The following is an 11,610-nucleotide window of genomic DNA, read 5'->3' on the forward strand; positions in this document are numbered from 1 at the left end:
CCGCGCGTACGCGAGTGCGGCCATCGCCGTGGTGGCTGCCACAGTCTGCGGAACACCGAAAGGGTCAGCTGCGCGTCGTTCTGCGGAGGTGGTGGCGGACCGCTCGTTGGGCTACCGGGCCCAGGGCCTCCAGGGCTGCTACCAGGGCACCCAGTTGCTCCAGGGCGTCCAGCGCCGCTGTGGCGCCCTCTGCGTCCACGCCCTCGTACAGTTCGATGCCTACGAAGGACGCCGCCACCGCCCTCGCCAAGCCCCTGGGGTCCGTGAAGTCGCCGAAGGGTGTTTCGGAGAGGACTCGGGTCAGGGCCTTTTCGATCTCCGTGATCCATAGGGCGAGGCCCGCGGCGGTGGCGGGGGCGAGGGTGGGGTGGGTCTGGGCGCCGGCCAGGAGTTGGCCCAGGAGGGCGACGTGGCCGTCCTGGCGTTCCTGGTCGTGGATTTCGCGGCCTACGGCCAGGAGTTCGGAGAGTGTCCTTACCGAGGCGATGCGGAGGCGGTAGCGGGCGACCGACTGTTCCGCGCCGTAGTGGCAGGCCGCTACCAGGAGTTCGTCCACCGAGCCGAAGTGGTAGAAGACCAGCGCCTGGTTGACCCCTGCTGTTGCCGCGATCGTGCGGGCCGAGGTTTTCGCGATGCCCTGTTCCGTGAGGGTGCGGAGTGCGCCTTCGAGGAGTTTGGCTTTTGTGTCGGCGGACTTCGCCGTTTCCGGGCTCATGCTCGGGGCTCTTCGCGGACCGGGCGGAGGCCGGGGCGGGTGCCGCAGGTGCGGATGTCCGTGTAGGTCGCCTTGAACCATCCCTCGTAGCCGAAGAGAGGGCCGAAGTGTTTGTTGATGACTTTGACCTGGATGCGGAAGCGGGCCGTCGAGTCGTCGTAGGACTCGCGTACCTCTGCCGTGGCGCCGATCAGGTCGGGGACCCGTACGTCCACCGGGCCCTCCCGGAAGCGGTGTTCGCCCGAGCGGATCAGGAGGGAGCCGTCGGGTTCGGCGCTGAAGCGGAGGTCGGTGGCGAGGTGCTGGTGGGTGCCCAGGTAGTCGAGGATGCGGTCGCCCTTGGGGCTGAGCACCATCTGGGCGTCGAAGCGGCGCCGGCGTCCGGGTAGGTCGAAAGTACGCACGAACGTCACCGTCTCACGGCCGAAGCTGTCGGCGTACGGCACGTTCTCGATGATGAAGGGGACGTTCCGGCCGGTGCGCGGGACGAGGATGTTGCGGGTCGCGCCGAGGGCCAGGAACGGCTTGACGTGGGGGCCGCCGTGCCAGATGCGGTGCATGACACCTCTGCCTGTGCAGGCCTCTCCGGTGGTGAGGCCGACCGAGAAGCGGCGCCGGAGCTGGGGGTGGAGGCGGTCGAAGTCGGCGCCCATGGCCGTGGCGAAGATCGAGGTCATCGCGGGGTCTCCAGAGTGCGCAGCAGGCGGGGGGCACGCGCGCGTATGGGTGGGGTGCGTAGGCAGCGGCGGGCCGCCGGTGTGCAGGGGAGGGGGGATTTGAAGATCGCCAGGCAGGCTGTCACGACCAGGAGGAGGGGATAGAGGTATGCCATGGGTGCCGCAAGCGGGCCGAGGTGGTTGAGGACGGATTCGGTGGCCAGGCCTGTGCAGGCGAGGGCGAGCAGGGTGGCGCGTGCGGACAGTTCCGCCAGCCAGTTGCGCAGTGCGCGTTCCGGTGTGATGCCGCGCTCCAGCCAGAGGCGGAGGCGGTCGAAGGACCACGCCGTCGCCCAGCCCATCAGCGGGCGGAAGAGGGCGCGGTCGGCCAGCGCGCCGAAGGCGCCCCAGCGGGGGCGGTAGTCGTAGCCGGTCAGGAAGCGGACGCCGCCGCCGTCGGGGACGTAGCGCCAGTAGCCGCTGCCCTCCGCCAGGAGGGAGAGGGGGTGGGGGGACGCGAAGCGCAGGGCCGAGGTGCGGGTGCCGTCGGGGCGTTCCTTCTCGCCCGCCGAGATCCCGGTGCCGGCGATGGTGAGGAAGGGCAGCACCCGCGTGGCGTAGCGGAAGTGCTGGGGCTCGCCCTCCGCGCGCGGGAGGTAGTCGATCTCGGTGAAGCGCAGGTCCCAGCGCTGGTGCTGGGAGGGGTGCTGGGTGTGTGTCCAGAGCGTGTCGAGGTCCGCGCAGATGCGTGTCTCTATGTAGAGGCTGCCATGGCCCATTGCTTGTTCCCCCAGTTCAGGCAGCTGTTTGAGCGAGTGCTCAAGTGGTGTGAGCATGACCGTACACCTATTTGAGCGGTCGCTCAAAGAGGCGGCAGAAGAAAACCCCGGCCCATTGGGCCGGGGTTTGTCGTGAGTGCGGGTTACTGCGTCAGGTGGCGTTCCACCGTCTCGACCTTGGACGTGAGGCCGTCCGTCACTCCGGGGCGGATGTCCGCCTTGAGGACCAGGGAGACGCGCGGCGCCCTCTGCTCCACGGCGGCCACCGCGCGCTTGACGACGTCCAGGACCTCGTCCCACTCGCCCTCGATGGACGTGAACATCGCGTCCGTGCGGTTGGGCAGGCCCGATGCGCGGACCACGCGGACGGCGTCGGCGACGTACTCCCCCACGTCCTCGCCGACGCCCAGCGGCGTCACGGAGAAGGCGACGATCACGCGTTCACGATCCCTTCCTTGCGGGCGCGCTCCGCGATCACCGCGTTCTCGGCCTCGCGGCGGAGCTTGCGCTCGGCGAAGAAGCCGCCGGTGGGGAGCACGGAGAGGATGAAGTAGAGGGCGGCCGTGCCGAAGCTCCACTTGGTGCGGTTCCAGGCGTCCGCCCAGAAGATCACGTACAGGATGAACAGGACGCCGTGGATCGCGCCCATCACGGGGACCGCGTTGAAGTCCGTGGTCCGCTTCAGCACCGAGCAGACGAGCAGGATCAGGAAGGACACGGCCTCCGGGGCCGAGACCAGGCGGAGGCGGCGGATGGCGGTGGCGGTCTTGAGATCCACGGGTCACCTTCGGTGGAGAGTCGACGACGGTTTGTGAACGGAAGCACAAACGCTCGGCCATTGTGGCAAACGGTGGGTGGAGGGGAGGGCTCGGGGTCCGGGTGCGGCGCCCCCTAGGGGCGCGCTCCGGGGTCGTCTCGGGTCTCGGGCCCTGTCGGCGGAGCCAATCGGCCGATACCTTCACATCCGTGGCGATGTTCCGACTTCAAGGCAGCAAGGTGCTTGCCGTCGACATGACCGGGGATGCCGTGAAGGCGAAGAACGGGTCGATGGTCGCGTACGACGGGCAGATGGCGTTCAAGAAGCTGAGCGGCGGCGGTGAGGGCATACGGGGGATGGTGACCCGGCGCATCACCGGTGAGCAGATGACCGTGATGGAGGTGAAGGGCCACGGGACGTGCTGGTTCGCGGACCGGGCCTCGGAGATCAACCTGGTCGGTCTCCAGGGGGACAAGCTGTACGTGGAGTCGAGCAATCTGCTGGCGACCGACGGCGGGCTGCGGACGGGCACGTCCTTCACGGGGCTGCGCGGCGCCTCGCAGGGCAACGGGCTGTTCACGACGACCGTCGAGGGCCACGGGCAGGTGGCGATCATGTCGGACGGGCCGGCGGTGGTGCTGCGGGTGAGCGCGCAGTATCCGCTGACCGTTGATCCGGGGGCGTATGTGGCGCATCAGGGGAATCTGCGGCAGTCGTTCCAGTCCGGTGTGACCTTTCGCACATTGATCGGGGAGGGCGGGGGCGAGGCCTTCCAGATGCGGTTCGAGGGGGACGGGCTGGTGTACGTCCAGCCCAGTGAGCGGAACACGATCGCGGGGGATGTGTGACATGGGCTTCCGCGAGGTCAATTCGAAGATGGTCGAGGCGACCGTCATGCCCGGGCAGCGGCTGTTCAGTCAGCGCGGCGCCATGCTCGCCTACAAGGGCGAGGTGGGTTTCACGCCCAACATGAGCGGTGGTCAGGGCGGGATCATGTCGATGATCGGGCGGCGGGTCGCGAACGAGGACACGCCCCTGATGACCGTCGAGGGCAGCGGCACCGTGCTGTTCGGGCACGGTGGGCACCACGTGCAGGTGATCAACCTCGCCGGGGACACGCTGTACGTCGAGGCGGACCGGCTGCTCGCCTTCGAGGGCAGTCTGCAGCAGGGGACGATGTTCATGGGCGCGCAGGGCGGGGTCATGGGGATGGTGCGGGGGCAGGTCACCGGGCAGGGGCTGTTCACGACCACGCTGAAGGGACATGGGGCGGTGGCCGTGATGGCCCACGGGGGTGTTTTCGAGATCCCGATCAGTCCGCAGCGGCCGGTGCATGTCGACCCGCAGGCCTACGTGGCCCACCACGGCGACGTGCGCAACAAGCTGTCGACCGCGCTGGGCTGGCGGGACATGGTGGGGCGCGGCTCCGGGGAGGCGTTCCAGCTGGAGCTGAGCGGCAGCGGTGCGGTGTACGTCCAGGCCTCGGAGGAGAAGCTGTGAGCTACGGAACTCCGGGCGCCGGGCCGGTCGTGCACGACCCGATGACGCTGCCCGCCGACGACAACGTGAACGCGTACACCTTCTGTGTGGAGCTGAAGGGGACCCAGTGGTTCCTGCAGAAGGGGAAGATGATCGCCTACTACGGCTCGATCGAGTTCAACGGCGTGGGGCACGGCCGATTGGACCGACTTGTCCGTACGTCGTTCCATTCGCCACTGCACGCCGCGGACTGGGTCGTGGCGGCGGGCTCGGGCAAGATGCTCCTCGCCGACCGGGCCTTCGACGTGAATTCGTACGACTTGGACGAAGGCAATCTGACCATTCGCTCGGGCAACCTGCTCGCTTTTCAGCCAACTCTTGCACTCAAGCAGTCGATCGTGCCGGGCTTTCTGACACTCATCGGAACCGGAAAGTTCGTGGCTGCCTCTAACGGTCCGGTGGTGTTCATGGAGCCGCCGATCCGGGTGGACCCGCAAGCGCTTGTCGGATGGGCCGACTGCCCCTCGCCGTGCCACCACTACGACCATGGCTACATGACGGGTGTAATGGGCGGTCTACGTGCGATGACGGGCCTCGGCGGGGCCTCCGGGGAGGAGCATCAGTTCGAGTTCGCGGGGGCCGGTACGGTGCTGCTCCAGTCGACCGAGACCCTGATGGCCGAGCAGGCCACGGGGGCGACCCCGCACCAGGCCGGCGTGCCGGGCGGTGGTGGGGTACCCGGAGGGCACGGAACGCAAGGCGGCGCACCGCGTCTTCCCGGACAGCTGGGGGACCTCCAGCGTCGCTTCGGGCTGTGAGCGGTAGTCTGCGGAGTGTGACGTCGAACGCGTGCGCACTGTCACACCACCCTCAGTAGTTCACCTTTCAACTTCTTAGGTAGACTTCATTTATGGAGACCGAGACGGCCACGCGCTGGCTGACCGATGCGGAGCAGTGCGCTTGGCGCACCCACCTGGAGGTCAACAGGCTGTTGACGTACCAGCTCGAAAGGGACCTGCAGCCGTTCGGCCTGACGATGAACGACTACGAGATCCTGGTGAATCTCTCCGAGTCGGAGGATTTGCGGATGCGGATGAGCGACCTCGCGTCCGCCACCTTGCAGTCCAAGAGCCGCCTCTCGCACCAGATCACGCGCATGGAGAACGCCAACCTGGTGCGGCGGGAGAACTGCGAGTCCGACCGCCGCGGACTGTACGCGGTGCTCACCGACCACGGCATGGAGACGATGCAGAAGGTCGCTCCCCACCATGTGGCGTCCGTGCGGCGGCACTTCATCGATCTGCTGGCCCCGGAGTCCCTCACTGACCTCGAAAAAGCCCTGAAGCCCATCGCGGAGCATCTGCGCGGCCAGCGCGGGCGCCCCTGACCAAGAGACCCCCGACCCTGGACCCGACAGGGCCCTAGGCGAGCGGCAGGCGGAGTTCGAACAGGGCTCCGCCTGTCGGCGCGTCATGGACCGTGAGGGTGCCGCCGTGGCGGGCGGCCACGTCGCGGGCGATGGCGAGGCCAAGACCGGCTCCGCCCTCGTCCCGGCTGCGGGCCGCGTCCAGCCGTACGAACCGCTCGAAGATCCGCTCCCGGTCACCCTCGGGTACGCCGTCCCCGTCGTCCGCGACCCGGACGACCGCCCGGTCACCCTCCCGGCGTACGGCCACGGTGACCGCCGAGCGGGCGTGCCGCTGGGCGTTGTCCAGCAGATTGGCCAGCACCCGCCCCAGTTGCCCGCGCGATCCGGCCACTTCGAGGGACTCGGCCTCGACCGACACCCCCTTGCGGCCCGCGGCCTGCTCGCGCGCCAGCTCGGCCAGGTCGACCCGCGTGTCGGTGGGCCGCTCCCCCGCGTCCAGCCGGGCGAGCAGCAGCAGATCGGCGGCGAGCCTTTGCAGTCGTACGGTGTCCTCGACCGCGCCGTCCAGATCCAGCAACTCCGGGTGCGCGGCGGCTACTTCGAGCTGGGTGCGCAAGGACGCGATGGGGCTGCGCAGCTCGTGCGAGGCGTCGGCGACGAAACGCCGCTGGCGTTCCACCGAGGTCTCCAGGGCGGCCAGCGTCTCATTGGTGGTGCGGGCGAGGCGGGCGACCTCGTCGTGGGTGCCCGGTTCGGGGACCCGTCGGGAGAGGTCCTCGGAGGCGGTGATCTCCGCCATCTCACGCCGGATGCCCTCGACCGGGTGCAGCGCACGCCCGGTGACCAGCCAGGTCACGCCGGCGACGACGCCCAGCAGCAGCGGGAAGCCGATCAGCATGACGGTCTGCGCGGTGCTCACGGCGTTCTGCTCGGCGGCCAGCGGACCGCCCGCGTACACGGTGAACGTACCCTGGCCCGGGACCTCGACGGCCACCCCGGCGAAGCGGTAGTCCGCGGCCTCGCCGTCGATCGTCGCGGAGCCGTCCGTGATGGACGCGTTCTCGGCGATCTCGCCCGGCTGGAGAGCGGCGCCGGAGGAGTCGTCGGAATCGTCGCCTGAGTCGTCCGAGTCATCCGAGTCGTCTGCATCGGCGTCGCCCGAACCGGTCCCCGGCTCGCGCACCGGCGGCGTCCGCTTCTGGGGCCGTACGGCGTCCGTCCCCGTGCCGCTGATCCGCTCAAGGCCCTCACTGGCCGCGACCAGCCTGCCGTCCTCGTCGACGACCTGGACGGGTCGGTCGTCGTCGTCCAGGGACAGCTGGTCGTACCGCTTGCCGCCGGCCAGGTCGGCCGCGACGGCGCGCGCCGAGCGTTCCGCCTGGGCATCGGCCTGCTGGGTCAGGTTGGAGTACAGGGACAGCAGTACGGCGGCCCCCGCGGCGACCAGTGCCACGGCGACGACGAGGGTGGCGCCGAGCGTGGCCCGGGCCCGCACGGAACCGAACAGGCGTCTCATCTCGGCGCCTCCAGCCCGTACCCGGCGCCGCGCACCGTCCGGATCAGCGCCGCGCCCAGCTTGCGGCGCAGCGCGCTGACGTACACCTCGACGATGTTCGGATCGCCCTCGTACGCGAAGTCCCAGACGTGCTCCAGGATCTCCGCCTTGGACACCACCTCGCCGGCCCGCACGGCGAGCTGCTCCAGCACGGCGAACTCCTTGGCGGTCAGGGCGATCTCGTCGCCGTCCCGGGAGACCCGGCGGGCGGCGGTGTCGACACGGAGGGGGCCGACCGTGAGGATCGGCGAGGCGCCGTGCTGGCCGCGGCGGCGCAGCAGGGCCCTGATGCGGGCGACCAGGACGACGTACGAGAACGGCTTGGTCAGATAGTCGTCGGCGCCCGTGTCCAGGCCCTCCGCCTCGTCGTACTCGCCGTCCTTGGCGGTGAGCATCAGGATCGGTACGTCGTTGCCGGCGGCGCGGAGGGTGGAGCAGACCCGGTAGCCGTTCATGCCGGGGAGCATGATGTCGAGGACGATCAGGTCGTACGGCGACTCGGTCGCCCGGTGCAGGCCCTCCAGGCCGTCGTGGACGACGTCCACGGCGTAGCCCTCCGCCGTCAGGCCCTTGGCCAGGGACAGCGCGAGGCGTTTCTCGTCCTCCACGATCAGCAGCCGCATGCGCCAAGGGTCCCAGACCGAACCTGAAGCGATCTTCAGGTGGCTTCAGCCTGGCTTCAGGCGGCGGACGGCAGCGTGGTGGACGTCGAAACGACAAGCCCAATTCGGGGAGGAACCATGAAGCGCAACATCGTCATCGCCGCCGTGGTCGCGACCGCCGTGATCGGCGGTGGTACGACGCTGGCGTTCGCGGGGGGTGGCGGCGAATCGTCGGGTACGTCGTCGGCGTCGTCGGCCGCCGACGCGGTGAACGCCGACGACCGGGACGACGACGGCGCCGACGACCGGGGCGACGACGGTTCCGAGGTGCGCGGCGCGAAGGTGACGGCCGCGGAGGCGATCGAGGCGGCGCTGAAGGCGCGGCCCGGGACCGTGGTGTCGGTGGACCTGGACGGGGACGACGACGGCGACGACCGGCGGGGCTGGGAGGTCGAGGTGCTCGGCCAGGGCACCACCTCGTACACGGTGCACGTGGACCCGTCGTCGGGGAAGGTGCTCGGGACGGAGACCGACCGGGACGATGACGACGGCCGCGACGACGACGGTCGGGGCAAGCAGCAGGTTCCGGACGACGACAATGGCACCGGCGACGACCAGGGTGACGACCGCGGGGACGACTGACCGTTCCTAGGAGCGGGGCTCCTGGGGGCTGCCGCCCCCCAGACCCCCGCTTCGGCCCTGAACGGGCCTCGTCCTCAAACGCCGGACGGGCTGGGATGCCTGGACCGGCACCCAGTCATGCCCCGTCCGTCACGCCCGCCACCAGCTCATCGGCCGCCCGATAAGGATCCAGCTCCCCGGCGACTATCCGCTCCGCCAGTGCGCTCAGGCGGCGGTCGCCGTGGAGGTCGGCGATGCGTTCCCGCAGGGTCGTCACCGCGATGGTCTCGACCTCGCGGGAGGCCCGGGCCAGGCGGCGTTCCGTCAGGACGCCCCGTTCCTCCATCCAGGCGCGGTGCTTCTCCAGCGCCTCCAGGACCTCGTCGATGCCCTCACCGCGGGACGCGACCGTCTTGACGATCGGTGGGCGCCAGTCGCCGGGGGTGCGGGATTCGCCGAGGCCGAGCATGTGGTTCAGTTCGCGGGCCGTGGCGTCGGCGCCGTCGCGGTCGGCCTTGTTGACGACGTAGACGTCGCCGATCTCCAGGATTCCGGCCTTGGCCGCCTGGATGCCGTCGCCCATGCCGGGGGCCAGCAGGACCACCGAGGTGTCGGCCTGGGAGGCGATTTCCACCTCCGACTGGCCGACGCCGACCGTCTCCACCAGGATCACGTCGCAGCCCGCCGCGTCCAGGACGCGGATCGCCTGCGGGGCGGCCCAGGCGAGGCCGCCGAGGTGGCCCCGGGTGGCCATGGAGCGGATGTAGACGCCGGGGTCGGAGGCGTGCTCCGACATGCGGACCCGGTCGCCCAGCAGGGCTCCGCCGGAGAAGGGGGACGACGGGTCGACCGCCAGGACGCCGACCCGTTTGCCCTGCTTGCGGTACGCCGTCACCAGCGCCGACGTCGACGTGGACTTGCCGACGCCCGGAGAGCCCGTCAACCCCACGACGTACGCCCCGCCCGTCAAGGGCGCGAGCGTCCGCATGACCTCCCTGAGCTGCGGGGACGCCCCCTCGACCAGGGAGATCAGCCGGGCCACGGCACGCGGCCGGCCCTCCCTCGCCTGGGCCACCAGTGTGGAGACGTCCTGCATCACAGCTCCGTTCAGATCACCGACGTAACAGACCGACGCCTGCTCAGGACTTCGGTACCCGCACGATCAGGGCGTCACCCTGGCCGCCGCCACCGCACAGCGCCGCCGCGCCGACCCCGCCGCCGCGCCGCTTCAGCTCCAGCGCCAGGTGGAGGACGAGACGGGCGCCGGACATCCCGATCGGGTGACCCAGGGCGATGGCACCGCCGTTGACATTCACCTTTTCGGTGGACACCCCGAGGTCCTTCATTGACTGCACGGCCACGGCGGCGAAGGCCTCGTTGATCTCGATCAGGTCGAGGTCCGAGATCTCCAGGCCCTCCTTCTTCAGGGCGTGCCGGATGGCGTTGGACGGCTGGGACTGGAGGGAGTTGTCGGGGCCCGCGACATTGCCGTGCGCGCCGATCTCCGCGATCCACTCCAGGCCGAGCTCCTCGGCCTTGGCCTTGCTCATCACCACGACGGCAGCAGCGCCGTCCGAGATCTGCGAGGACGAGCCCGCGGTGATCGTGCCGTCCTTGCTGAACGCCGGGCGCAGCTTGGCCAGCGACTCGGCCGTGGTGTCGCCGCGGATGCCCTCGTCCTTGCTGAAGACGACCGGCTCGCCCTTGCGCTGCGGGATCTCCACCGGGGTGATCTCGGCCTCGAAGATGCCGTTCTTCTGCGCGGCGGCCGCACGCTGGTGGGACTGGGCGGCGATCTCGTCCTGCGGCTCGCGGGCGATGCCGAGGCGCGTGTTGTGCTTCTCCGTCGACTCGCCCATGGCGATGTTCTCGAAGGAGTCGGTCAGGCCGTCGTAGGCCATCGCGTCGAGCATCTGGACCGCGCCGTACTTGTAGCCCTCGCGGGACTTCGGCAGCAGGTGCGGGGCGTTCGTCATGGATTCCTGGCCGCCGGCCACGATCACGTCGAACTCGCCGGCACGGATCAGCTGGTCGGCGAGGGCGATGGCGTCGAGGCCGGAGAGGCACACCTTGTTGATGGTGAGCGCCGGGACACTCATCGGGATGCCGGCCTTGACCGCGGCCTGGCGAGCCGGGATCTGGCCCGCCCCGGCCTGGAGCACCTGGCCCATGATCACGTACTGCACCTGGTCGCCGCCGATCCCCGCACGGTCGAGGGCGGCCTTGATCGCGAAGCCGCCGAGGTCGGCTCCGGAGAAGGACTTCAGCGAGCCGAGCAGCCGTCCCATCGGGGTACGGGCACCCGCGACGATGACGGAGGTCGAGCCGTTCGTTGCAGAAGACATGAGCTGCGATCCCCTATCCGGCCTGCACTGGCCGAGGAGTGAACGAGGGTTTACTTCGAATGTACTGACCGGTACTCCACCCCGTCATCGGGCTGTCGGTGTGATCGCGCGCACGTTGCGTAACCACCTCCCAAGCGCTGCACTGAATCCATGCTGACGCGAATCGACCACATCGGGATCGCCTGCCACGACCTCGACGCGACTGTCGAGTTCTACAAGGCCACCTACGGCTTCGAGGTGTTCCACACCGAGGTCAACGAGGAGCAGGGCGTGCGCGAGGCCATGCTCAAGATCAACGATACGTCCGACGGCGGATCGTCGTACCTGCAGCTGCTCGAACCCATTCGCGAGGACTCCACCGTCGCGAAGTGGCTCGCCAAGAACGGCGAGGGCGTCCACCACATCGCCTTCGGCACGGCGGACGTCGACGGGGACGCGGCCGCGATCAGGGACAAGGGCGTGCGCGTGCTGTACGAGGAGCCCCGCCGCGGCTCCATGGGGTCACGGATCACCTTCCTGCACCCCAAGGATTGTCATGGCGTACTGACAGAACTGGTCACTTCGGCGCCCGTTGAGTCACCTGAGCACTGATGCTCGTACATATGGGCCGGTAGGGTTGGGGGCGGTCGCCGCTCAGCCTAGGGCGATCGCATTCCGGGGTCCGGGTTTCGGGGGACGAGCGTCGGGGCAGCAGCCCATGCTCCGTCGTTGATCTGACACCATTCCCCGGGG

At 69.5% G+C, this 11,610-nt stretch carries 15 protein-coding genes; 6 read left to right on the forward strand and 9 right to left on the reverse strand.

Going from position 1 to position 11,610, the window contains the following annotated elements; all coding sequences use genetic code 11:
* Nucleotides 1-64: 64 nt before the first annotated feature.
* From SSP24_RS30415 to SSP24_RS30435, 5 genes are all read right to left on the reverse strand, one after another.
* Nucleotides 65-715 (reverse strand): TetR/AcrR family transcriptional regulator, encoded by a 651-nt coding sequence (locus SSP24_RS30415; protein WP_141313184.1) that lies wholly within the window; start codon nucleotides 713-715, stop codon nucleotides 65-67.
* Nucleotides 712-1,392: a DUF4166 domain-containing protein gene (locus SSP24_RS30420; RefSeq protein ID WP_141313185.1), complete on the reverse strand. Its 681-nt coding sequence runs from the start codon at nucleotides 1,390-1,392 to the stop codon at nucleotides 712-714. Before SSP24_RS30420 ends, SSP24_RS30415 begins: the two co-directional genes overlap by 4 nt.
* Nucleotides 1,389-2,150 (reverse strand): hypothetical protein, encoded by a 762-nt coding sequence (locus tag SSP24_RS30425; protein WP_141313244.1) that lies wholly within the window; start codon nucleotides 2,148-2,150, stop codon nucleotides 1,389-1,391. Before SSP24_RS30425 ends, SSP24_RS30420 begins: the two co-directional genes overlap by 4 nt.
* A 143-nt stretch (nucleotides 2,151-2,293) precedes the next feature.
* On the reverse strand, nucleotides 2,294-2,587 hold the full coding sequence (locus tag SSP24_RS30430) for an MTH1187 family thiamine-binding protein (RefSeq protein WP_141313186.1): 294 nt from the start codon (nucleotides 2,585-2,587) through the stop codon (nucleotides 2,294-2,296).
* The gene (locus SSP24_RS30435) at nucleotides 2,584-2,928 is read right to left on the reverse strand and encodes a DUF3817 domain-containing protein (protein ID WP_141313187.1); all 345 of its coding nucleotides are present in this window, start codon (nucleotides 2,926-2,928) and stop codon (nucleotides 2,584-2,586) included. Before SSP24_RS30435 ends, SSP24_RS30430 begins: the two co-directional genes overlap by 4 nt.
* Nucleotides 2,929-3,122: 194 nt before the next feature.
* Between SSP24_RS30435 and SSP24_RS30440 the strand changes: the two genes are divergently transcribed.
* The 4 genes from SSP24_RS30440 (at nucleotide 3,123) to SSP24_RS30455 (ending at nucleotide 5,773) form a co-directional block, all read left to right on the forward strand.
* Nucleotides 3,123-3,755 (forward strand): AIM24 family protein, encoded by a 633-nt coding sequence (locus SSP24_RS30440; protein ID WP_141313188.1) that lies wholly within the window; start codon nucleotides 3,123-3,125, stop codon nucleotides 3,753-3,755.
* 1 nt (nucleotide 3,756) lies between these two features.
* Nucleotides 3,757-4,407, forward strand: coding sequence for an AIM24 family protein (locus tag SSP24_RS30445; protein ID WP_141313189.1), 651 nt, complete (start codon nucleotides 3,757-3,759; stop codon nucleotides 4,405-4,407).
* Between the two features lie 41 nt (nucleotides 4,408-4,448).
* A complete protein-coding gene (locus SSP24_RS30450) occupies nucleotides 4,449-5,204 on the forward strand; it encodes an AIM24 family protein (RefSeq protein ID WP_141313245.1) in 756 nt (251 codons plus the stop codon).
* A gap of 92 nt (nucleotides 5,205-5,296) precedes the next feature.
* Entirely contained in the window at nucleotides 5,297-5,773 is a 477-nt protein-coding gene (locus tag SSP24_RS30455) for a MarR family winged helix-turn-helix transcriptional regulator (protein ID WP_141313190.1), read from the forward strand.
* Nucleotides 5,774-5,807: 34 nt separating this feature from the next.
* Here the strand turns inward: SSP24_RS30455 and SSP24_RS30460 are convergent, their stop codons facing one another.
* Together SSP24_RS30460 and SSP24_RS30465 are read right to left on the reverse strand one after the other, a co-directional pair.
* Entirely contained in the window at nucleotides 5,808-7,271 is a 1,464-nt protein-coding gene (locus tag SSP24_RS30460; RefSeq protein WP_141313191.1) for a sensor histidine kinase, read from the reverse strand.
* Nucleotides 7,268-7,933 carry a response regulator transcription factor gene (locus SSP24_RS30465; RefSeq protein ID WP_141313192.1) on the reverse strand — a complete coding sequence of 222 codons (666 nt, stop codon included), beginning with the start codon at nucleotides 7,931-7,933 and terminating at the stop codon, nucleotides 7,268-7,270. The genes SSP24_RS30460 and SSP24_RS30465 overlap by 4 nt, the downstream gene beginning before the upstream one ends.
* Nucleotides 7,934-8,050: 117 nt before the next feature.
* On the opposite strand from SSP24_RS30465, the gene SSP24_RS30470 reads away from it, so the two are divergent.
* Complete coding sequence (locus tag SSP24_RS30470) at nucleotides 8,051-8,554, forward strand: PepSY domain-containing protein (RefSeq protein WP_141313193.1); 504 nt, start codon at nucleotides 8,051-8,053, stop codon at nucleotides 8,552-8,554.
* Between the two features lie 115 nt (nucleotides 8,555-8,669).
* Here the strand turns inward: SSP24_RS30470 and meaB are convergent, their stop codons facing one another.
* On the reverse strand, nucleotides 8,670-9,629 hold the full coding sequence (meaB, locus tag SSP24_RS30475; protein WP_141313194.1) for a methylmalonyl Co-A mutase-associated GTPase MeaB: 960 nt from the start codon (nucleotides 9,627-9,629) through the stop codon (nucleotides 8,670-8,672).
* A gap of 43 nt (nucleotides 9,630-9,672) precedes the next feature.
* A complete protein-coding gene (locus tag SSP24_RS30480) occupies nucleotides 9,673-10,878 on the reverse strand; it encodes an acetyl-CoA C-acetyltransferase (RefSeq protein ID WP_141313195.1) in 1,206 nt (401 codons plus the stop codon).
* Between the two features lie 150 nt (nucleotides 10,879-11,028).
* Between SSP24_RS30480 and mce the strand changes: the two genes are divergently transcribed.
* Entirely contained in the window at nucleotides 11,029-11,469 is a 441-nt protein-coding gene (gene mce / locus SSP24_RS30485; protein ID WP_141313196.1) for a methylmalonyl-CoA epimerase, read from the forward strand.
* Nucleotides 11,470-11,610: the final 141 nt, after the last annotated feature.

This window comes from Streptomyces spinoverrucosus, from assembly GCF_006539505.1.
Lineage (GTDB): Bacteria > Actinomycetota > Actinomycetes > Streptomycetales > Streptomycetaceae > Streptomyces > Streptomyces spinoverrucosus.